Genomic DNA, 21,051 nt, shown 5'->3' on the forward strand with positions numbered 1-21,051 from the left:
CGCCCCCCTTGCGCCGGCGGCCGTCAGCCTTGCGGCTCGCTGGCCGCGGCCACTTCGGCCGGATCGCCCAGAATGACGCCGATGCGCTGGTGGAGGCTGTCGGGCTGCACGTCGAGGATGCGTGCCGTCCCGCTGCTCGCCGCCCCGCCGGCCTGCTCGATCAGGAAGCTCATCGGATTGGCTTCGTAAAGCAGGCGCAACCGTGCCTTGCCCGGCGTGCGGTGATCGGCCGGATAGAGGAATACCCCCCCACGCTTGAGAATGCGGTGCACGTCGGCCACCATCGAGCCGGTCCAGCGCATGTTGTAATCGATGCCCAAGAGGCCTTGGGTGCCCTCGATGCGGTTCTCGATGTAACGCGCCACATGGGGTGACCACTGCCGCCGCCGTGCCGTGTTGACCGCGAATTCGCGGTTGCCGTGGGGCATCTGCATCGGCCCGTCGGTCATCCGCCACGAGCCGATCTCGCGGTCGAGCGTGAATTCATAGACGCCGGTGCCGACAGTCAGCACCAACAGCGTCTGCGGGCCGTAGATGGCGTAGCCGGCAGCCACTTGCTCCGCTCCGGGCTGCAGGAAATCGGCTTCGACCACGTCGCGCCCGGCGCAGCCTTCCGGCGCGCGCAGCACGGAAAAGATCGTGCCCACCGAAAGGTTGACATCGATATTGCTCGATCCGTCGATCGGATCGAACAGCAGCAGGTATTCGCCCTTGGGAAAGCGGCCGGGAATCGGATGGAGCGTTTCCATTTCTTCCGAAGCCATGGCCGCGAGTTGCCCGCCCCATTCGTTGGCATCGAGCAGCAGGTCGTTGGCGATGACGTCCAGCTTCTTCTGCACTTCGCCCTGCACGTTGTCCGTACCCAGCGATCCCAGAACATCGCCCAGGGCGCCTTTGGAAATGGCAAAGTTGATCGCCTTGCACGTCCGTGCCACCGTTTCCAGCAGCAGGCGCAGTCCCGGCTGACACGGGGAATCCGGTCGGCGCTGCTGTTCGATCAGGAAGCGGGTGAGCGTGACCGGTTGCCCCGATTGCGGATTGGGCGCGGGGGCGGCGGGCGCGGCGCTTTCGAGCACGGAGGTCTGGGTGGTCATTGCGCGAATCTCTCCTTGCCTTGACCCGGTCCTGCCGGGCGGTGCCTTTCTCTAAGCCAGGTCTTGTGCAAATGCGAAGGCGAAAGAGTTCCGGCGATCAGGCGGCCGGCCATTGCAGCGCGCGCTCCAGCCGTTCGCGCAGATCGACCAGGGCCGGGGCATTGGGTGTCTGCCAGGCCAGCTCCAGCCGGTCGATGCGCTGGTAAAGCAGTTCGCTTTCCTGGACGATGGCCTGGGCGGCGGGGGGCAGGTGCGCGACGCAGGCGGGATCGCTTGCCGGAAAATGCGCCATCAGGCGCCCGTGGCGGCGCAGTTGCGGCTCGGTCAGTTCCCCAGCCAGCCAGGCCCGATGGTTGAGCAGCCAGGCCAGGCAATGCATGATCCGCGTGGTCGTCCGCAGCGCTTCGCAACTCGCTTGAACGCGCACAAGGTCTCGCACAAGGTCTCTGGGCAGATCTTTCGGTCGACCATCGGGCGCGGCCACGTCGTTGGCCGGTTGCTGTCGCAGCGTCCCGAATTCATCGCGCGCGCGATCGGCCAGCGTCAGCGCCTGGGCATAGAGCGCTTCGATGATGCGCGGGTTCGCGCTGGGCAGGGCGGCCATGGTGGCGATCGGGACAGGACCTTGCGAGACGTGAAGGCGGCAGACGGGCAGGCGGCAGACGTTAACGCGGCCACGACGGCCATAGGACCGATCGGGCCGCATGCTCAATGCTGTATGGTCGCCTCGGCCCGGCGGGCGTCATGCCTGTCTCGATACGGAACGCTTCGGACCATTGCCGCACGGGCTTGGGCAGAGCATGCAAGCACACCGGATTATGCGATAATATCGGGTATCAGATAGTCTTCCAGCATCGTGATCTGGTCCCGCAGCAGCAATTTGCGTTTCTTCAGCCGGGCCACTTGCAGCTGGTCTGCCGCGCCGCTCAGCCTCAGGGCATCGATCGCCACGTCGAGATCGCGATGCTCCAGCCGCAAAGCTTCGAGCCGCTTGCGCATTTCCTCTTCGGTCACGCCGACACCTCACCGAGCCGGCGCTGTCCATTTCTGATCGGGCCATTTCTGATCGGGCCATTTCTGATCGGGCCGTTCCTGATTGCGCCGTCCCTGGCTGGTCCGTCGTCCCTGGCTGTCACGCTGCCGCCCGGTTGCCGGCCAGGGGGCGGGGCCGCTTGGGCGTTGATCCTGCACATCTCGTCATCAATCCCCACACGTGACCGCGACGCCAGAGCGAACCGGCGCTGTTCCGCTTGCAAGATACGGCGAATGTGGGACCATGACAACGCACCGACTGTTGACGACTCGCAGAACAGCAACATTGGAGCCGAAGACGCCGGGGCCGACCGCACGGGAATGTCTCCCGCGCGGGTTTTGACCGGGCAGCGGCTGCTCTGGCCGCGCTCTTCAGGAGGTCAACGCATGGAAACGACGCACATCACCGCCTTGCAGACGAAGCACGCCGGCCTGGAACGCCGGATTTCCGAGGAAATGGCACGGCCCGCACCCGATGTGGCCCTGCTCATGCAGCTCAAGCGGCGCAAGTTGCGCATCAAGGAAGAACTGGCGCTGCTTCATTGATCCCGCGCCAGCGATGACCGTCCAGGCGAACATGTATCTGGATTGAAGCAAGGCCGGCGCTCCCACGGGTGCCGGCCTTTTGATATGTGCGCCTTTTGATATGTGCGCCATGCGGTCGCGCGGCGGCCGGACCTATCGGCATCGGCACGTCGCATACGAATAATTCCGCTATGGTTCATGCCCCCGTTTGCAAACGCCATGGGCTGCGCTAGGCCATGGCCATGTTGACTGCCGTTGCCTCTGCCCGCGCGATCCTCACCTCGCTGCACGAGGTCATGGCCTCGCGGTCGGGCGCGCAGGCCAAGCTCAACCGCATTGTCGACGTGATCGGCGAGAACCTGAACAGCGAAGTCTGCTCGATCTATCTCCTGCGCGAAGGCATGCTCGAACTGTTCGCGACCCGCGGGCTGGAGCAGGCGGCCGTGCACGTCACCCGCATGGCGGTGGGCGAGGGGCTGGTGGGCACGATCGCCCAGAACATCGAGACGCTGAACCTGGCCGAAGCGGCGGCTCACCCCGATTTCGCGTTCCGCCCCGAAACCGGGGAGGAACGGTTTCACTCCTTCGCCGGCGTGCCGATCGTGCGCCGGCAGCGCGCCGTGGGCGTGGTCGCTGTCCAGCATGTCGATCCCCGCCGCTATGAAGAGGTGGAGATCGAAGCCTTGCAGACCGTGGCCATGGTTCTGGCCGAACTGATCGCCAATGCCGAACTGATCGACGACGAAGACGTGCTGGGCGTGCCCGATCACCTGATGGGGCCTGACCGCCTCAAGGGGCAGACGCTGGTGAAAGGGCTGGCGGTGGGCCAGGCCGTGTTCCACCAGCCACGGGTGACGATCGAACACGTGGTCGCCGAGGATACCGAGGCCGAGCGGCAACGCGTCTATCGTGCGTTCGACAAGATGCGCGAGCAGATCGACCGCATGGCCAGCCAGGCCGAATTCGGCGTGGGGGGAGAGCACGAGGAAGTGCTCGAGACCTATCGCATGTTCGCCTATGACGAAGGCTGGAGCCGCCGCATCAACGAGGCGATCGACTCCGGCCTGACCGCCGAAGCCGCGATCGAGCGCGTACAGCAGCGCACCCGCATGCGGATGCGCCAGATTGACGATCCGCTGCTGGCCGATCGCATGCATGATCTTGAAGACCTGTCGAACCGCCTGCTGCGGATCGTGTCGGGCCAGCTGGGGACGGCCGCCAGCATGGGGCTGAAAGCCGATGCGATCCTCATCGCGCGCAACCTGGGGCCAGCCGAACTGCTGGAATACGATCGGCGGCGGCTGAAAGGCGTGATCCTGGAGGAAGGCTCGCTTACGGCGCACGTGGTGATCGTGGCGCGGGCCATGGGCATTCCCGTGGTGGGCCGCGTGCGTGCGCTGCGCGGCAAAGTGCGCGAGGGAGACATGCTGCTGCTCGATGCCGACCAGGGCGTCATCGACGTGCGCCCGGCGCCCTCGCTGGTGGAAGCGTTCGAAGCGCGCTTTGCCAAGAATCGCGAGCGGCAGGCGCACTATGCCACGATGCGCGACGTGGAGCCGGTGACCCGCGACGGGCAGCGCATCACGGTGATGATGAACGCCGGCCTGCGTGACGACATGCCGATGCTGCCCCTCACCGGGGCCGACGGCATTGGCCTGTTTCGCACCGAATTCCAGTTTCTGGTTTCGGCCACGCTGCCCCAGCGCGAGCGGCAGACCCGGCTTTACCGCGATGTGCTGGAAGCGGCCGGCGATCGCCCGGTGGTGTTCCGCACGGTGGACATCGGCGGGGACAAGGTCCTGCCCTATCTGCGCCACAACGGTGGCGAGACCGAGGAAAACCCGGCCATGGGCTGGCGGGCCCTGCGCGTGGCGCTGGAACGGGACGGGCTGCTCAAGGTTCAGGCGCGCGCCTTGATCGAGGCAGCGGCCGGCCGCACGCTGAACGTGATGTTCCCGATGGTGACCGAACCGTGGGAATTCGATGCGGCCAAGACGGTGTTCGAAAACCAGGTCGCTTTCCTGCGCCGGCAGAAGAAAGTGCTTCCCGAGGCGATCCGCTATGGCGCGATGCTGGAAGTGCCGGCGCTGGCCGAATGCCTCGATGTTCTGGCGCCACGGCTTTCGTTTCTGTCGGTCGGCACCAACGATCTCACCCAGTTCCTGTTTGCCGCCGATCGCGCCCATCCCAAGCTGGCCGAGCGCTATGACTGGCTGAGCCCGGCGATCCTGCGCTTCCTGGCGCGGGTGGTGCGCGAGGTGGCGCCGTTCGGCACCGCGCTGACCGTATGCGGGGAAATGGGCGGGCGGCGGCTGGAGGCGCTGGCACTGCTGGGCGTGGGGCTTACCCGCCTGTCGATCACGCCGGCGGCGGTCGGGCCGGTAAAGGAGTTGATCCGCAAAGTCGATCTGGCCGAAATCCGCGCTGCCATGGCTGGCTGGCTGGCGCAGCCGCAGGCCGACATGCGCGGCGTGCTGATGCAATGGGCCAGTTCGAAGGGAATCGATTGCGACTGATCGGGTCGCGCAGCCGGTTTCGCGCATTGGGCCGGTTTCGCGCATTGGACCCGTTTCGCGCTGGTTTAACGTCTCGCGCGCCGCAAAACGGTTGACTTTCGCGCAATTGCAACGATCCACTTTTAACCGCGTTTCAAAGCCACCGGGTTGCACGACAAGCCAAAGAAAGACGGGAGCCGCGCCTTGGCCGACTCGATCGAGTCAGATTCTCCATCCTCCTTGCACGATGCCGGGGTCTCTCCTGCCGGCGTTGGGCACACGCTGCGTGCCGCGCGCGAGGCGCAGGGTCTTTCGATCAAGGACATTGCCGCGCGCACCCGCATTACCGCGCGTCATGTCGAGGCGCTGGAAGCGGGCCAGTTCGACAGGTTGCCCGGCCGCCCCTATGCCCTGGGCTTTGCCCGCAGCTATGCCAAGGCGGTGGGGCTGGATGAAGCCGCCATCACGCAGGCGGTGCGGACGGAACTGAGCGCGCGTGCGCCCGCAGCCGAAGCCCGCGTGATCCACCAGTTCGAGGCTGGCGATCCGGCCAAGACGCCTTCGCGCATGGTCAGCGGGCTTGCCGGCGTGCTGGTGGTGGCGGCGCTGGGCCTCGGGCTGGTGTTCTGGCGCAGCTATTACTGGCCATCGGCCGAACTGCCCGCATTGGTCGGCCCGCAAGAGCCGGCGCCGCCGGCATCTTCCGCCGCCGTGCCTTCCGTATCTGCCCCCGTCCCGGCCCCGGCCCCTGGCGCGCCGCCCGCGCGCCCCGATGGCCCGGTGGTGTTCACTGCACAGGAAGACCGCATCTGGGTGAAATTCTACGATGCTGACGGCAACCAGTTGATGCAGAAGCAGATGGCCAAAGGCGAGACCTATACGGTGCCCGACGGCGTAGCCGATCCCCGGTTGTGGACCGGCCGTCCCGATGCCTTGACTGTCACGATCGGCGGCCAGCCGGTGCCGCGCCTTGCCGAAAAGCAGCGTATCGTCAAAGACGTGCCGATCAGTGCGAGAGCCCTGTGGGCGCGGGCCGACGAGGCCGCTCCGCCGTTGGAAGGCAATGGTGCCCTGCCCGCTTCCGGCCCGGCTGCGGCCAGCGGTGATGCGGCCGGCGCCCGCTATGCCACGCCTTCTGGCCTGCCGGAGGCGGCGGCCACAGCCGATTGACCGGGCCGTGTGCGCTGCGCCGCGCAGGGGCGCATAAGGCGCGAGACGTTCATGCCGGGCAGGCGCGGGGGCGATGCGGCAAGGGTAGCGGCAGCGGCTGAGGATCGAGACGGGAGTTAGCATGAAGAACAAATTCCGCACAGCCGGCCTGGGGATGGCGCCGGGCACCGCGCTTTTCAGCGCTTTTGCCCTGGCCCTTGCAACCGTGCCGGCGCTGCCGCAGCGGGCCGTTGCCCAGAGCGCCGCGCCGAGCGCGACAAACCCGGGTGAAAACACCGAGGCGCGCCTGCGCCGGCTGGAGGCCGAAATCCGCGCCTTGCAGCGCAAAGTGTTCCCCGATGGAGCCGGGCGCACGTTCGGGCCGGAGATCACGCCTGCCGCGCCGGCGCCCACGCCCGCCCCTGCCGCCTCCGCTTCGCCACTAACGGACGTGCTGGCGCGGCTGGATGCCGTGGAAGCGCAATTGCGCCAGGTGACCGCTGCGAGCGAGGAAAACCAGCATCACCTGAGCAAGCTTGACAGCCGGGTGGCCGCGCTGGAAACGGCCGCTGCGCCGGCTTCGCCCCCGGTGCCTGCTCCTGGTCCTGCCGCCGGCCCGACACCGGTGGGAGAACCGGCCAGCGGGCCGGTGGCAAAGGCGCCGGCCACCCGTCCGGCCGGGGCGGCTGCTGCGCCGGCAAAGGCCGCGCCCAGGCCGCCGGCCGATCGCGTTGCCGCCGTGGCGGCAATCGAAAAGCCTTCGACCGGCGACAAGCAGGCCGATGAATACGCCTATGGCTATCGGCTTTATGACGCCAGGTTCTATCCCGAGGCGCAGATGCAGCTGACCAAATTCGTCAACACCTATCCCAAGTCCAAGCAGATCAGCCTGGCGCGCAACCTGCTGGGCCGCGCCTTTCTGGACGACGGCAAGCCGGGTACGGCGGCGCAGTGGTTCCTGCAGAACTATCTGGGCGACAAGAAAGGCGAACGCGCGCCCGACAGCCTGCTGTACCTGGGCGTGGCGATGACCCGGATCAACGATACCAAGCGTGCCTGCGGCGCTTTTGCCGAACTGCGCGATGCCTATCCCGATCAGATCGCCGGGCGCCTCAGGAACCCGTACGAGGCTGCCGTCAAGGGAGTGAAGTGCGATTGAGCCGGCTGCCGCGCTCGTACCCCATTCCGCGGCGCTCGCCCGCTTTGCCGGGGATTGGGCGGGGCTGAACCTGCCGCAGACGGCGCGGATCGGCGTGGCCGTTTCGGGCGGGCCAGACAGTTGCGCGCTGCTGCTGCTGGCGGCGGCCCATTGGCAGGGGCGGATCGCGGCAGCGACGGTCGACCACGGCTTGCGTGCCGAAGCCGGGGTTGAGGCGCAGGCCGTGGCAGCGCTGTGCGGGCGATTGGGTGTGCCCCATGCCATATTGAGACTGGATCTTGCGGGCGGTAGCGCGTTGCAGGAGCGGGCGCGCAGGGCGCGTTATGCCGCGCTGGCAGGCTGGGCGCGGCAGGCCGGCCTGGCTGCCCTCACCACGGCGCATCATGCCGACGATCAGGCCGAAACGCTGGTGATGCGCCTGAACCGCGGCGCCGGCGTCCGCGGGCTGGGCGCCATGCGCGCCAGCGCGACGGTACCGGGCGATGCCGCCCTGCCGCTGCTGCGCCCGGTGCTGGGCTGGCGACGTGCCGAACTGGCGGCGGTGGTGGCGAGGGCGGGCCTGGTGGCGGCCGATGATCCATCCAATCGCGACGCCCGTTTCGAACGGGCGCGGGTGCGCAGCGGACTGGCGGCGGCAGCATGGCTGGACCCGGCGGGCTGGGCGGCGAGCGCGCGCCATCTGGGCGCAGCCGATGCCGCGCTCGACTGGGCGGCAGCGCGCCTGTTCGCGCAGGGATGGCATCCCCGGGGCGGCGGCGGCGACCTGGCCGTGCCCGCCGATCTGCCGCAGGTTCTTGCCCTGCGCCTGCTGGAACGGGTGCTGGTACAGGTGGGCGGCGAGGGCGCGCTGCCCCGCGGCGCGGAACTGGCGCGTTGGCATATCGCTTTGACCCGGGGGCGGGTGGCCACGCTTGCCGGGGTGCGCGGGGAAGGAGCCGGGGCGCTTTGGCGCTTTGCCCCGGCGGCACCCCATCGGACGACCTGAAACAGCGATTTCTTGCCGTTATTGCGGCATCCGCGGCGGCCGGCGCGATTCGGCAACTTGCCATTCGGCGGATCGCACCTACCTTCGTTGTCGAAAGGATTGCGACGCCCATGAACGATGACCAGCCGCAGGGAAATCCCTGGATCAAGAGCCTTCTGGTATGGGGAGGCATTTTCCTTGCCCTTCTGCTGGTGGTATCGATGTTCGGCGGGGCACGCGGCGACGTCTCGGGCACGCCGATCGGCTATTCCGATTTCCGTGCGCGCGTGGCCGAAGGCGCCGTGCGCGACGTGCAGATCGGGCCTGACAAGATTACCGGCACGCTCAAGAACGATCAGACGTTCACCACCACCCCGGTGGAGGGCGACAAGGAAACGCTGCCCAAGCTGCTGCAGGACAACAATGTTCCCTATACCGGCAAGGCGGAAGATCAGCCCAACATGCTGCTCTGGGTGCTGGCCCAGTCGCTGCCGTTCCTGCTGATCCTGGGCGTTGCGTTCTTTGCCTTGCGCCAGGTGCAGAAAGGCGGCGGTTCGGGGGCCATGGGCTTCGGCAAGTCCAAGGCCAAGCTGTTGACCGAGCGCTCTGGCCGCGTGACGTTCGACGATGTCGCCGGCATTGACGAGGCGCGCGAGGAACTGCAGGAAATCGTCGAATTCCTGCGCGATCCCAGCCGTTTTTCCAAACTGGGCGGGCAGATCCCCAAGGGCGCCCTGCTGGTCGGCTCCCCCGGCACCGGCAAGACGCTGCTGGCCCGCGCCATTGCCGGTGAGGCCGGCGTGCCGTTCTTCACCATTTCAGGCTCCGATTTCGTGGAAATGTTCGTCGGCGTGGGCGCCAGCCGCGTGCGCGACATGTTCGAACAGGCCAAGAAGAATGCGCCTTGCATCGTCTTCATCGACGAAATCGACGCGGTGGGTCGCCATCGCGGCCATGGCCTGGGCAATTCCAACGACGAGCGCGAGCAGACCCTGAACCAACTGCTGGTGGAAATGGACGGGTTCGAGGCCAACGAAGGCATTATCATCATTGCCGCCACCAACCGGCCCGACGTGCTCGACCCTGCGCTGCTGCGGCCCGGCCGTTTCGACCGCCAGGTGGTGGTGCCCGTGCCCGATATCGAAGGCCGCGAAAAGATCCTTGGCGTGCACATGAAGAAAGTGCCGCTGGCGCCCGACGTGAACCCTCGCGTGATCGCGCGCGGCACGCCCGGCTTTTCGGGGGCGGATCTGGCCAATCTGGTCAACGAGGCGGCCCTGCTTGCCGCGCGGCGCAACAAGCGCCTGGTTGCCATGCAGGAATTCGAGGACGCCAAGGACAAGGTCATGATGGGTGCCGAGCGCCGCTCGATGGTCATGACCGAAGACGAGAAGAAAATGACCGCCTATCACGAGGCCGGCCATGCCATCGTCTCGGTTTTCGAACCGGCGTCCGACCCGATCCACAAGGCCACGATCATTCCGCGCGGCCGCGCGCTGGGCATGGTCATGCGCCTGCCCGAGCGCGACAGCTATTCCTATCACCGCGACAAGATGCACGCGAACTTGTCGGTGGCGATGGGTGGCCGCGTGGCCGAGGAAATCGTGTTCGGCCATGACAAGGTTTCGTCGGGCGCATCGGGTGATATCCAGTACGCCACCGGCCTTGCCCGTTCGATGGTGACGAAGTGGGGCATGTCGGAAAAGCTTGGCCCGCTGCAGTACGAAGACCAGCAGGAAGGCTATCTCGGCATCGGCGGTTCGCAGCGGCTGATGGCATCGGAAGAAACCAACAAGCTGATCGACAGCGAAATCCGTGCGCTGGTCGATCAGGGCTATGCCCGCGCCGTGGAGATCCTGCGCGCCAACGAAGACAAGCTGCACGTTCTGGCCCAGGCCTTGCTGGAATACGAGACGCTGACCGGGGACGAGATCAAGACGCTGATGGAGGGCGGCCAGCTGGAAAGGCCGGAATCCTTTGCCGGCCCGTCTCGCCCGATCGCCGCACCGGGGGCCACCGTGCCCCGCGCCGGCCGCCGCTTCCTGGGCGGTGGCGGCAATGGCGGGTTGCAGCCGCAGGGGGCTTAACCGCCCCCGTCCGCCCATGCTTGCCTTTGTCGCGGGTGGCCCGCCGGCGGACAAGGCAACATGGCCCGGCAGGAGCGCCCCAAGGCGCATCTGGAACCGATCGCCGCTCCGGCCCATTGTCTCGCCGCACATGCCTGTCGATTTCGCCTGGATTCGCCCCGAGCCGCAGGGCATCTATCTGCCGCCGGCCGATGCCTGGATCGATCCGGCCCATGCCGTGGCGCGGGCGCTGGTGACTCATGGTCATGCCGATCATGCCCGGGGCGGACATGGGCGGACCATCGCCACGGCGCCGACCCTGGCGATCATGGCGCTGCGTTATGGCGTGATGCCCGAAGGGGGGCACGCGGTCGATTATGGCCAGAGCATCGATCTTGCCGGCGGCATCCGCGCCACGTTCGTGCCAGCGGGCCATGTTCTCGGTTCCGCGCAGATCCTTCTGGAACGTGATGGCCAGCGCGTGGTCGTGACGGGGGACTACAAGCGGCGGCCCGATCCCACCTGCCCGCCGTTTCAGCCGGTGGCCTGCGACGTGTTCATTACCGAAGCGACTTTTGGCCTGCCGGTGTTCCGCCACCCCCCGATCGGAGAGGAAATCGCCCGCCTGCTGGCCGCGCGGGCGGCAAACCCCGCGCGCTGCGTGCTGGTCGGCGCCTATGCGCTTGGCAAGGCGCAGCGGCTGATCGCGGAACTGCGCCAGGCGGGGTATGACGCCCCGATCTATCTCCATGGGGCGATGGAGCGCATGTGCGCGCTCTATCGGGACTGGGGCATCGATCTGGGCGACCTCTGCACAGTCGCCGGTCTGCCCAAAGCCGCTCTTGCCGGCCAGATCGTCATCTGCCCCCCTTCGGCTCTCAACGATCGCTGGAGCCGTCGCCTGCCCGATCCGATCACGGCCATGGCATCGGGCTGGATGCGGGTGCGGCAACGGGCGCGTCAGCGCAATGTCGAACTGCCGCTGGTGATTTCGGACCATGCCGACTGGGACGAACTCACCGCCACGATTGCCGAGGTCGATCCGGCCGAAACCTGGATCACCCATGGGCGGGAAGAAGCCCTGCTGCGCTGGTGCGCGCTGCATCAGCGCCGGGCACGGGCGCTGGCGCTGGTCGGCTATGAAGACGAGGACGATTGACCGGTGGAACGCTTTGCCGCCCTTGTCGATGGCCTGGTCTATACCCGTTCGCGCAATGGCAAGCTGGCTCTGCTGGCCGATTATCTGCGCACCACGCCCGATCCCGATCGTGGCTGGGCCTTGGCCGCCCTGACCGGCGGGCTCGATTTCCCCGCGGTGAAAGCCGGAACCGTGCGCGGGCTGCTCGATACGCGGGTCGACGAAATGCTATGGCGCCTGTCGCGTGACTACGTCGGGGATACCGCCGAAACCGCCAGCCTGCTGTGGCCCGCGCCAGACACGCCGCAACCCCCGCCGCCGGGCGTGACCGAAGCGGTGGAAGTGCTGGCCGGCGCCACCCGCGCCACGGCGGCGCAGCGGCTGGCCGGGCTGCTCGACCGGCTCGATGCCAACGGACGCTATGCCCTGCTCAAGCTGGCCACCGGCGCCATGCGCATCGGCCTATCCGCGCGCCTGGCCAAGGTTGCCTTCGCTCAGGCCTTTGGCGTGGATGTGGAGCAGGTCGAGGAACTTTGGCATGGCCAGACGCCGCCCTATGTCGACTTGTTCGCCTGGGCGGCACACGGCGCGCCCGCGCCCGAGGGACGAACCCTGCCGCTGTTCCGTCCGTTCATGCTGGCCCAGCCGCTGGAAGACACCGTGGTGGATATGGCGGCATTCGCGGCGGAATGGAAATGGGACGGCATCCGCGTGCAACTGGTGCACGTGGCGGGCGACGGGGGCGGCGAGACGCGGCTTTATTCGCGCGGTGGCGATGACATATCCGCCAGCTTTCCCGAAATGGTCGACGCGCTGCGCGTGCCCGCCGTGCTCGATGGCGAACTGCTGGTGCGCGGCAGCCACCAGGGTGGCGAGGCCGGCGGGGCAGCCAGTTTCAACGCGCTGCAGCAGCGGCTCGGCCGCAAGAGCGTAACCCGCGCGATGCTGGCCGATTACCCCGCGTTCGTGCGCCTTTACGATGTGCTTTTGCTGGAAGGGGAGGACCTGCGCGCCTCGGATTGGGAAGCGCGGCGGGCCCGGCTGGAGGAACTGGTGCCCCGGCTGGACCCGGGGCGGTTCGATCTTTCCCCGGTGATCGCCGCGGCCAGCCTCGATCAGCTTGCCGAAATCCGCGCCCGCGCGCGCGACGATGCGATCGAGGGCGTGATGCTCAAGCGCCGCGATGCACCCTATGTATCCGGCCGGCGCGCGGGGCTGTGGTACAAGTGGAAGCGCGATCCGCTGATGATCGATTGCGTGTTGATGTATGCCCAGCGAGGCAGCGGCAAGCGATCGTCGTTCTATTCGGATTTCACCTTCGGCTGCTGGGATGGCGATCCCGATGCCGGGGCCGAATTGCTGCCGGTGGGCAAAGCCTATTCCGGCTTTACGGACGCGGAGCTGAAATGGCTCGATCGCCATGTGCGCCAGCATACGGTCAACCGCTTTGGCCCGGTGCGCGAAGTGGAACGGCTGCTGGTGCTGGAAGTGGCGTTCGATTCCGTCCATGCCAGCCGCCGTCACAAGTCGGGCCTGGCCATGCGGTTTCCCCGTATTCATCGCATCCGGGCCGACAAGCCGGCGCACGAGGCCGACCGGCTGGATACTCTAAGAGCAATGATCGCGGATTGAGCAGCCGGTTTGCGTAAATTACTATATCTCGTGATATCACCGCTATCACATTCAACACGCTGCTTCAGTCACCCGCCACGCTCATGCCGTCGATACGCAGCGTCGGCACGTCGATACCGCGTTCGATGACCAGGTCGCTTGCCGGGATCATCGCCGCAAACATGTCTATCAGATTGCCGGCCACGGTGAATTCCGCGATCGGGCCGGCGATTTCCCCGTTGACGATGCGAAAGCCCGTGGCGCCGCGGCTGTAATCGCCGGTCACCCCGTTGACGCCGTGGCCGATCAGCTCGGTCACGTAGACGCCGTCGGCTATGTCGGCGATCAGCGCTTCACGCGTCGGCATGCCCGCCTCGATAATCACGTTGCCGGCCGTGACATGCGGCGCCCCCGGCCCGCCGCGCGACGCATGCCCGGTCGGCACGGCGCCGAGCTGGCGGGCGGCGGCGCTATCCATCAGCCAGCCCGTCAGCCGGCCGGCATCGACCAGCTTGCGCGGTGCTGTCGGCAGGCCCTCGCCGTCGAACGGGCGCGAGCGCATGCCGCGCCGGCGCAGCGGATCGTCGGCGATGGTCACACTGCTGTCGAAAATCTGCGCGCCGTCCTTGCCCAGGAGGAAGCTGGAGCGGCGGGCGATCGACGCGCCCGCCATCGCGCCCAGCAGATGGCCGACGAGCGAAGCGCCGACCCGGGGATCGAACACCACCGGCATGACCCCGCTTTTCACCCGGCCGGGGTTGAGCCGCGCCACGGCGCGCTCGCCCGCTTCCCGGCCGATCTGGGCGGGCGAGGGCAGGTCCGCCGCAAAGCGGGTACTGCGCCAGGCATAATCGCGCTGCAGGGCGCCGCCCTCGCCGGCGATGACACTGGCGGAAATCGAATGGCTGGTCGCGGCATAGGCGCCGGCAAAGCCATGGCTGGTGGCAAGGGCGACGATGCCGCGCCCGCTGCTGGCGCTGCCACCTTCGCTGTTGGTCACGCCGGCGATTGCCCGCGCGGCCTCTTCGGCTTCCTGCGCCAGGCGGCGCAGATCCGCCGGGGCGGGCTCGGCCGGATCGTCGAGCGCCAGATCGGGGAGCGGGCCGCGCGCCAGCAGGGTTTCGTCCGCCAGGCCGGCAAAGCGATCAGGCGGCGCGGCGCGCGCCATGGCCACGGCGCGCAGGGCCAGTTCTTCTAACGCGGCATCGCCCAGGTCGGTCGATCCGATCGAGGCCGCGGCGCCATCAACGAAGACGCGCAAGCCAATATGCTCGGATTCGGACCGTTCCACGTCTTCCAGCACGCCCAGCCGCACACTCACGCTTTCCGATCCGCTGGCGAGGTAGACCGCATCGCTCGCCTGGGCACCAGCCTTGCGCGCGCGTTCGATCAAGGCCTGGCAACGATCCTGGGCCTGGGCGGGGGTCAACATCGGCGCACTCCACTGCACCCGGCAGAAAAGGGCCGGGCCACGCCGCTCTATCGCCTGGGCGCGCCGGCGGCAATCAGCCGAGGAGCAGCGCGACGAAACCTTTGATCAGACCCGTTACCAGCAGGGGCAGGCCGATCGAGATCGTCCAGATCGTCGCCCGCGCGCGCGACAGCGCGGCCGCCAGTGCAGCGGGCTGGTCCACCAGGCGCACGGCGACGGCGTCCCAGCGTTTTTCCATCCGGCGATAAAGCGGGATGATCGCAGCCACCAGGATCACGAGCGCCAGAATCGGCAAGAGCGATGTATCGATGGCGTCGAGCGCATGCATGGTCATGAAGATCTGCAGGCCGGTATAGACCATCAGACCGTGAGCCACGGCATTGCTGACGTGCCGGTGCGCGGTTTCGATCCTGATCGCGCGATCGGCATCGGTTTCCGGCGCGGCGGCGAAAGACCTTGTCATGCCCATGGTGACCCCCTCCATGTTGCAATTATCGCCAGCATAACATCATGCCCGGCACCACCGTGCAAGAGGGTGAGGCGCAGCGTGTGCCACAGCGGGAACGCCGCTATCACGCACCAATCATGCCAATCCTGCCGCGTTGGGGTTTGCCGTTGCGGCGGACCGGGTTATGAGCAGGAAATGACTGGCTCTCCTTCCGCGCTCGCGCCTGCCTCTGCCCCAGCTGCCGTGCCCGTTTCGCCGGGGGGGCTCGAAGTCGTTTCCATCGCCAAGTCCTATGACAAGCGCGCGGTGCTGACCGACATTTCGCTGTCCGTCGCCAAGGGTGAGGTGCTGGGCCTGCTGGGTCCCAACGGCGCGGGCAAGACCACGTGCTTCTATTCGATCATGGGCCTGGTACGGCCCGATTCGGGGCGCATCCTGCTCGACGGCGTCGATATCACGCGGCTGCCGATGTACCGCCGCTCGGTCCTGGGCCTGGGCTATCTGCCGCAGGAAACCTCGATCTTCCGTGGCATGACGGTGGAACAGAACATTTCCACCGTGCTCGAACTGGTAGAGCCCGACAAGGCGACCCGCGCGGCCGAGCTGGAACGGCTGCTCGAGGAATTCGGGCTGACCCGGCTGCGTGCCAGTGCGGCGATGGCGCTGTCGGGCGGGGAGCGGCGGCGTTGCGAAATCGCCCGCGCGCTGGCGGCGCGCCCGTCGATCATCCTGCTGGACGAGCCCTTTGCCGGGATCGACCCGCTGTCGATCAGCGACATCCGCGATCTGGTCAAGGATCTCAAGAAGCGCGGCATCGGCGTGCTGATCACCGATCACAACGTGCGCGAAACGCTCGACATCGTGGATCGCGCCTGCATCATCTATGGCGGCCAGGTGCTGTTCGCCGGCAGCCCCGAAGCGCTGGTGGCCGATCCCAACGTGCGCCGGCTCTATCTGGGCGAGGGCTTCACGCTGTGAGACGCCCGGCGGTTCGCATGCCAACGATGCCCCGCGCCTGATACGATCCGCCATGGCGCTTGGTCCCCGCCTCGATATCCGCCAGTCGCAGGCTCTGGTGATGACGCCGCAGTTGCAGCAGGCGATCAAGCTGCTGGCGCTCTCGAACCTGGAAGTGGAAACCTTCATCGGCGAGGCGCTGGACGCCAACCCCTTGCTGGAAATCGGGGAGACGGCACCCGCATTGGCCGAAGAAGCGCCGCCGGACGACATGCGCCGGACCCGGCTGGAATCGAGCCCGGTCGATCAGCTGGTGGGCGAAGGGCGGGCCGGTGAGGATCGGCCGCTGGATATCGATCCGGCCGCACTCGATCTCGATCGTGATACCGGTGATAGCACAGCTATGTTAGCCGATTCCGCTGCCGTCGGCCTGCGCGATTTCGGCCCGGGTGGGGAGGCGGGGAGCAGCGGCCTTCAGGGCCCCGATATCGACGAGCGGGCCGGCAGTGGCCTGTCGCTGGCCGAGCATCTGCACGGCCAGATCGGCGTCGTGACCGCCGATCCGCGGGACCTGTTCGTGGCGCGCTGGCTGATCGATCAGTTGGACGAAAGCGGTTATCTGCGCATGTCCTTGCTCGAAGTGGCCGAAACGCTGGGCCTGCCGCTGGCTCGGGTGGAACACGCGCTGGCTCTTGTCCAGATGCTCGAACCCACGGGCGTGGGCGCGCGGTCGCTGGGGGAATGCCTGGCGCTGCAGGCGCGCGAGGCGGATCGCTATGACCCCCTGATGGCCAGGCTGCTCGACAATCTCGAGTTGCTGGGCCGGGGCGAACTGGCGCGGCTGCGCCGGCTCTGCGGGGTCGACGAGGAAGACTTTGCCGACATGCTGGCCGAGCTGCGGGCCTATGATCCCAAGCCCGGCCTCCGCTTTGGCAGCGGCCTGGCCGAGACGGTCATTCCCGATATCCTGGTGCAGCCGGCTGGCGACGGTGGTTGGGCGATCGGCCTCAATCCCGCCACGCTGCCCCGCGTTCTCGTCAACCGCAGCTATTACGTGGAAATGCGCAGGTCCTGCGTGGACAAGGCGGCGCGCGCCTGGCTGGGGGAAAAGCTGGCCGATGCCAACTGGCTGGTAAAGGCGCTGGACCAGCGGCAGAAGACCATTCTGAAAGTCGCGGCCGAGATCGTGAAGCAGCAGGACGGCTTTTTCCGCAATGGTGTTTCCCACCTGCGCCCCTTGACGCTGCGGGCGGTGGCCGAAGTGGTGCAAATGCACGAAAGCACGATCAGCCGGGTGACGTCCAACAAGTATCTGCACTGCCTGCGCGGCACGTTCGAGCTGAAGTATTTCTTCACCTCGGGGGTGGCCGGCACCGATGGCGAAGGGGTTTCCGCCGAAGCGGTGAAAGCGGCGATCCGCCAGCTTATCGATGCGGAAGATCCCAAGGCGATCCTTTCCGACGATGCCCTGGTCGATCTGCTGAAAGCGCGCGGTTTCGATCTGGCGCGGCGCACGGTGGCCAAGTATCGCGAGGCGATCGGATTGGGCAGTTCGGTGCAGCGGCGCCGGCAGAAGGCACTGGCGGGCGTGCGTTGACCGCGCGCCGCCATGCGGGATAAGGCGGCGGGGGGCGATGGGGCCGGGCCTGCCGGGGGTTTCCGGGCCTACCGGGGATTTCCACGGTTGCCCGGGATAAGGGAACACGCAATGAACCAGCCCGACGAGACTCCCCCTGCCGACGTGCCGGCGCCGCCGACGTGGCGCGGCGTGGCGATCGGGGTCTTGACGGTCGTGGCGATCGTGGCGGGCGGCATCGGCATCTATCGCCTGGAACGGCCCGCCGAACTGGCCGCCGCGGCGCAGCAGCCGCCCCGCCCGGAAGTGACGCCGGTGATGCTCGACAGCGGGGGAGTAGTGCCCTTGCCCGATGCCAGCACGCCCGTCGCAAGCGCGTCGGCCGCGGCGCCCGATCCCGTGCCGAGCCCCGAACCCTCGCCGGTGGTGGACGACACCATCGCGCGGATGGAGCAGCGCCTCAAGGACGATCCCGATAACGTGCAGGGCTGGCGGATGCTGGGCTGGGCCTATTTCCAGAACGAACGTTACAAGGATGCGGCGCGGGCGCTGCGCAAGGCCAGCGCGCTCGATCCCGATCATGCCGAAACCTTTTCGTTCCTGGGCGAGGCGCTGGTCATGGCCAGCCGCCGCGAAGGCCAGATTCCCCGCAGCGCGCGCATCGCGTTCGACAAGGCTCTGGCGATCGATCCCAAGAATGCCCGCGCGCGCTATTTCAAAGCGCTTTCGCTCGATCTTGCCGGGCAGCATCGTCGCGCGCTGCGGGCCTGGTTTGCCCAGTTGAGCGAAACCCCGCCCGATGCGCCCTATGCCAGCGATATCCGCAGCGTGATCCGCAGCGTGGGCAAGCGCCATCGCATCGAAGTGGAAAAGCGCCTGGCGATTGCCGACGCGCAGGCCCGCAGCCCCAAGGCGGACAAGGACAAGAACGCGCACGACCGCAAGAAAGGCGCCTTGCCCGGTCCTGCCACCGCCGAACTGAAAACCGCATCGCAGGGGCGGACCGGCAATGCCGGCAGCCGCGCCCGCGATGCCATGGCGCGCGGCATGGTGGACGGGCTGGAAGCGCGGCTGGCGCGCAATCCCGCCAATGTCGATGGCTGGATCCTGCTGGTCCGCAGCCGGATGCAACAAGGCCGGCGCGAGGATGCGGCCAATGCCCTGGCAAGGGGTCTTGCCGCTTTTCGCGCCCAGCCGGCCGAAGCCCGGAAACTGCGCGAGGCCGCGGCGCGCCTCGGCCTTGCCGGCGCGTGACCGGATACGTGCACGAACGGACCGCTCGTCCTGATAAGCGCAAGAAAAGTTCATTAACCTTGTGGACTTACGATTGGATAACGCAGACAGTGTCGCCTATGGTTCAGGGGGCCGGGCGTGCGTCGTCTGCCCAGGAACCAGTAACATGGCGTTTGCCGGCCATGGCCGCTGGTTAACGTCTGAGCATACGGGACCTGTGCTTACGTTAAATTAACCTTTTATCTTCATTGGTCCTATGGTTAATGCGGACATGGCCCTTTCCAACCGGGGTCGTGCCAGGGAATGGCAAGAAGGGGCTGATCCATGCGCGTGCTGTTGATCGAGGACGAGCCGGCAACGGCCAAAGCCATCGAACTGATGCTGACGGCCGAAGGATTCAATGTCTACTCCACCGACCTGGGGGAGGAAGGCCTCGATCTCGGCAAGCTTTATGATTACGACATCATTCTGCTCGACCTGAACCTGCCCGACATGCACGGGTACGATGTGCTCAAGAAGCTGCGCGTCGCCAAAGTGCAGACGCCGGTGCTGATCCTGTCGGGCATCGCCGAAATGGATTCCAAAGTCCGCTCGTTCGGCTTCGGTGCCGACGACTATGTGACCAAGCCTTTCCATCGCGAGGAACTGATCGCCCGCATTCACGCCGTGGTGCGCCGGTCGAAAGGCCATTCGCAATCGGTCATCCGCACGGGCAAGCTTTCGGTCAATCTTGATGCCAAGACGGTGGAAGTGGACGCGGCCCGCGTGCATCTGACCGGCAAGGAATACGCGATGCTCGAGCTGCTCTCGCTGCGCAAGGGCACGACGTTGACCAAGGAAATGTTCCTCAACCACCTTTACGGCGGGATGGACGAGCCTGAACTCAAGATCATCGACGTGTTCATCTGCAAGCTGCGCAAGAAGCTCGCCCATGCCTGCGGCGGCGAAAACTATATCGAAACCGTCTGGGGCCGCGGCTACGTGCTGCGCGATCCCGACGACATGGCCGCGATCGAAGCGGCCTGACGCTTTACCCGGCGAACAATCCCGAAGCGGCCCGTTCCCACGACGGGCCGTTATCTTTGGTGTCTCACCCATGATAGCGGCCCGGATGGCGGGGCCTCGAGCCGATGCATCGAGTGTTGCGCTGGTGTGCGTGCGTGTCTTGTGTTGGTGGGAAGGCGGACATGACCGCTTTCGAAAGAAGAGGCGTAGCTGCCGCTAAGCGAGCCCCGGTTTCAGTGAACAATAGGCCACAGTTCACGTCGGCAAACACCCGCTATGGCTTTCGATTGCGGCGACAAAGCCCTGCATCAAGCGCTTGTGGGTTTCCGAACCCGCGTCTTTCCCGGTCTCCGCATCGGCCAGAGCTTGGGCTGCCTCGTGCAGCCCGGCCCAACTGATATGGCAGACCTGCAACCGCTTTGAGGCACCTTCGAACAAGGCGCTATGTTCGGCAAGCAAGCGTTCCAGCAGCGGGTTCTTTTGGGACTGCGGGATGGATGCCAAAAAGTCTTCAGGCAAGCTGCCATCTGAGGCACACCCCGCCTGAGTTAGCACAACTGAACCGTCGCGATTTGGTGTCACATAGACCAACCCAATACGCGAACGCGTTCCTGTCAACCGCTCCTCGCATACCATCAGTGCAAGGTATTTAAGGATCTGGCCGGGCCATGTCTTTGATCCGAGCTTTAGCTCAACCCCTATCAACGCATCTTCCGCAACGAAGAAGGCGTCTTGCTGGGTTGCGTTGCCGCCAGCTATTTCTGGATAGCGCGCTGTGACCTCCCTTCCCAGTCGTTCCACTGGGCCATTGCCATCAAAGTTCAGCGGTGAGAAAAACAGGCGTCGTATCGTTTCGCTGGGAGCAATGCCAAAAGTGATGTCGAAAATATGATTGAGCGGCTCTTCGAGACGTCTCATTCGCTCGGCATTCGCGCGCGCCGTGCCCTTGCGAATGTAAATCGATCCGCCATTTTGGAGATGGCTGCTGGGAATGATCACGGTCGCGCCATTGATCGTCCATTCCCGCTTGGGGATCGATGTTAAACCTAGAGCATAATCCGACCTGATAGAGTCGTTTGCGGTTCCCTTGGCGCTGAAAATCTGATTCATCCTGTTTGCTGGATAGGAGGCCAGCAGGCATGGTGAGACCGATATCCGAGGATTTGC

At 66.3% G+C, this 21,051-nt stretch carries 18 protein-coding genes; 12 read left to right on the forward strand and 6 right to left on the reverse strand.

Annotation, left to right across the window (positions count from 1 at the left end; all coding sequences use genetic code 11):
• Positions 1 to 23 precede the first annotated feature (23 nt).
• From AC3EDY_RS04095 to AC3EDY_RS04105, 3 genes are all read right to left on the reverse strand, one after another.
• Entirely contained in the window at positions 24 to 1,094 is a 1,071-nt protein-coding gene (locus tag AC3EDY_RS04095) for a class 1 fructose-bisphosphatase (RefSeq protein ID WP_488571192.1), read from the reverse strand.
• A 97-nt stretch (positions 1,095 to 1,191) separates the two neighbouring features.
• On the reverse strand, positions 1,192 to 1,800 hold the full coding sequence (locus AC3EDY_RS04100) for a DUF1465 family protein (RefSeq protein WP_488571221.1): 609 nt from the start codon (positions 1,798 to 1,800) through the stop codon (positions 1,192 to 1,194).
• Positions 1,801 to 1,910: 110 nt separating this feature from the next.
• Positions 1,911 to 2,108, reverse strand: a complete 198-nt coding sequence (locus AC3EDY_RS04105) for a YdcH family protein (RefSeq protein WP_488571193.1) — start codon at positions 2,106 to 2,108, stop codon at positions 1,911 to 1,913.
• A gap of 405 nt (positions 2,109 to 2,513) precedes the next feature.
• Between AC3EDY_RS04105 and AC3EDY_RS04110 the strand changes: the two genes are divergently transcribed.
• The 8 genes from AC3EDY_RS04110 (at position 2,514) to AC3EDY_RS04145 (ending at position 13,254) form a co-directional block, all read left to right on the forward strand.
• A complete protein-coding gene (locus tag AC3EDY_RS04110) occupies positions 2,514 to 2,672 on the forward strand; it encodes a YdcH family protein (RefSeq protein WP_168555703.1) in 159 nt (52 codons plus the stop codon).
• A 215-nt stretch (positions 2,673 to 2,887) separates the two neighbouring features.
• Entirely contained in the window at positions 2,888 to 5,167 is a 2,280-nt protein-coding gene (gene ptsP, locus AC3EDY_RS04115; protein ID WP_488571194.1) for a phosphoenolpyruvate--protein phosphotransferase, read from the forward strand.
• 219 nt (positions 5,168 to 5,386) lie between these two features.
• Positions 5,387 to 6,316, forward strand: a complete 930-nt coding sequence (locus AC3EDY_RS04120; protein WP_488571195.1) for a helix-turn-helix domain-containing protein — start codon at positions 5,387 to 5,389, stop codon at positions 6,314 to 6,316.
• 121 nt (positions 6,317 to 6,437) lie between these two features.
• Positions 6,438 to 7,454, forward strand: a complete 1,017-nt coding sequence (locus tag AC3EDY_RS04125; RefSeq protein WP_488571196.1) for a tetratricopeptide repeat protein — start codon at positions 6,438 to 6,440, stop codon at positions 7,452 to 7,454.
• 70 nt (positions 7,455 to 7,524) lie between these two features.
• A complete protein-coding gene (tilS, locus tag AC3EDY_RS04130) occupies positions 7,525 to 8,439 on the forward strand; it encodes a tRNA lysidine(34) synthetase TilS (RefSeq protein ID WP_488571222.1) in 915 nt (304 codons plus the stop codon).
• 110 nt (positions 8,440 to 8,549) lie between these two features.
• On the forward strand, positions 8,550 to 10,505 hold the full coding sequence (gene ftsH, locus AC3EDY_RS04135) for an ATP-dependent zinc metalloprotease FtsH (protein WP_488571197.1): 1,956 nt from the start codon (positions 8,550 to 8,552) through the stop codon (positions 10,503 to 10,505).
• Positions 10,506 to 10,635: 130 nt separating this feature from the next.
• Complete coding sequence (locus AC3EDY_RS04140; protein ID WP_488571198.1) at positions 10,636 to 11,643, forward strand: ligase-associated DNA damage response exonuclease; 1,008 nt, start codon at positions 10,636 to 10,638, stop codon at positions 11,641 to 11,643.
• A 3-nt stretch (positions 11,644 to 11,646) separates the two neighbouring features.
• Positions 11,647 to 13,254 carry a cisplatin damage response ATP-dependent DNA ligase gene (locus AC3EDY_RS04145; protein ID WP_488571199.1) on the forward strand — a complete coding sequence of 536 codons (1,608 nt, stop codon included), beginning with the start codon at positions 11,647 to 11,649 and terminating at the stop codon, positions 13,252 to 13,254.
• Positions 13,255 to 13,318: 64 nt separating this feature from the next.
• Here the strand turns inward: AC3EDY_RS04145 and AC3EDY_RS04150 are convergent, their stop codons facing one another.
• Together AC3EDY_RS04150 and AC3EDY_RS04155 are read right to left on the reverse strand one after the other, a co-directional pair.
• Positions 13,319 to 14,665, reverse strand: coding sequence for a TldD/PmbA family protein (locus tag AC3EDY_RS04150; protein WP_488571200.1), 1,347 nt, complete (start codon positions 14,663 to 14,665; stop codon positions 13,319 to 13,321).
• A 73-nt stretch (positions 14,666 to 14,738) separates the two neighbouring features.
• Positions 14,739 to 15,128 carry a hypothetical protein gene (locus tag AC3EDY_RS04155; protein WP_488571201.1) on the reverse strand — a complete coding sequence of 130 codons (390 nt, stop codon included), beginning with the start codon at positions 15,126 to 15,128 and terminating at the stop codon, positions 14,739 to 14,741.
• Between the two features lie 180 nt (positions 15,129 to 15,308).
• Between AC3EDY_RS04155 and lptB the strand changes: the two genes are divergently transcribed.
• The 4 genes from lptB to ctrA all read left to right on the forward strand — a co-directional run bounded on the left by lptB (position 15,309) and on the right by ctrA (position 19,905).
• Positions 15,309 to 16,091 carry an LPS export ABC transporter ATP-binding protein gene (gene lptB, locus AC3EDY_RS04160; RefSeq protein ID WP_488571202.1) on the forward strand — a complete coding sequence of 261 codons (783 nt, stop codon included), beginning with the start codon at positions 15,309 to 15,311 and terminating at the stop codon, positions 16,089 to 16,091.
• Between the two features lie 52 nt (positions 16,092 to 16,143).
• A complete protein-coding gene (gene rpoN, locus AC3EDY_RS04165; RefSeq protein ID WP_488571203.1) occupies positions 16,144 to 17,667 on the forward strand; it encodes an RNA polymerase factor sigma-54 in 1,524 nt (507 codons plus the stop codon).
• A 111-nt stretch (positions 17,668 to 17,778) separates the two neighbouring features.
• The gene (locus tag AC3EDY_RS04170; RefSeq protein ID WP_488571204.1) at positions 17,779 to 18,900 is read left to right on the forward strand and encodes a tetratricopeptide repeat protein; all 1,122 of its coding nucleotides are present in this window, start codon (positions 17,779 to 17,781) and stop codon (positions 18,898 to 18,900) included.
• Between the two features lie 303 nt (positions 18,901 to 19,203).
• Complete coding sequence (gene ctrA, locus AC3EDY_RS04175) at positions 19,204 to 19,905, forward strand: response regulator transcription factor CtrA (protein ID WP_488571205.1); 702 nt, start codon at positions 19,204 to 19,206, stop codon at positions 19,903 to 19,905.
• Positions 19,906 to 20,139: 234 nt separating this feature from the next.
• Here ctrA and AC3EDY_RS04180 read toward each other — a convergent pair.
• Positions 20,140 to 21,051: hypothetical protein (locus tag AC3EDY_RS04180; protein ID WP_488571206.1), on the reverse strand; the 912-nt coding region annotated here is incomplete at its 5' end.

Source organism: Novosphingobium sp. DS6-6 (assembly GCF_057784975.1).

What these genes read in the sequence shown, in the direction of transcription:
- AC3EDY_RS04095 (WP_488571192.1), bottom strand. Translation starts at nt 1,094, where the DNA reads ATGACCACCCAGACCTCCGTGCTCGAAAGCGCCGCGCCCGCCGCCCCC.
- AC3EDY_RS04110 (WP_168555703.1), top strand. Translation starts at nt 2,514, where the DNA reads ATGGAAACGACGCACATCACCGCCTTGCAGACGAAGCACGCCGGCCTG.
- ftsH (WP_488571197.1), top strand. Translation starts at nt 8,550, where the DNA reads ATGAACGATGACCAGCCGCAGGGAAATCCCTGGATCAAGAGCCTTCTG.
- AC3EDY_RS04140 (WP_488571198.1), top strand. Translation starts at nt 10,636, where the DNA reads ATGCCTGTCGATTTCGCCTGGATTCGCCCCGAGCCGCAGGGCATCTAT.
- AC3EDY_RS04125 (WP_488571196.1), top strand. Translation starts at nt 6,438, where the DNA reads ATGAAGAACAAATTCCGCACAGCCGGCCTGGGGATGGCGCCGGGCACC.
- AC3EDY_RS04155 (WP_488571201.1), bottom strand. Translation starts at nt 15,128, where the DNA reads ATGACAAGGTCTTTCGCCGCCGCGCCGGAAACCGATGCCGATCGCGCG.
- rpoN (WP_488571203.1), top strand. Translation starts at nt 16,144, where the DNA reads ATGGCGCTTGGTCCCCGCCTCGATATCCGCCAGTCGCAGGCTCTGGTG.
- ctrA (WP_488571205.1), top strand. Translation starts at nt 19,204, where the DNA reads ATGCGCGTGCTGTTGATCGAGGACGAGCCGGCAACGGCCAAAGCCATC.
- AC3EDY_RS04150 (WP_488571200.1), bottom strand. Translation starts at nt 14,665, where the DNA reads ATGTTGACCCCCGCCCAGGCCCAGGATCGTTGCCAGGCCTTGATCGAA.
- ptsP (WP_488571194.1), top strand. Translation starts at nt 2,888, where the DNA reads ATGGCCATGTTGACTGCCGTTGCCTCTGCCCGCGCGATCCTCACCTCG.
- AC3EDY_RS04170 (WP_488571204.1), top strand. Translation starts at nt 17,779, where the DNA reads ATGAACCAGCCCGACGAGACTCCCCCTGCCGACGTGCCGGCGCCGCCG.
- lptB (WP_488571202.1), top strand. Translation starts at nt 15,309, where the DNA reads ATGACTGGCTCTCCTTCCGCGCTCGCGCCTGCCTCTGCCCCAGCTGCC.
- AC3EDY_RS04100 (WP_488571221.1), bottom strand. Translation starts at nt 1,800, where the DNA reads ATGCGGCCCGATCGGTCCTATGGCCGTCGTGGCCGCGTTAACGTCTGC.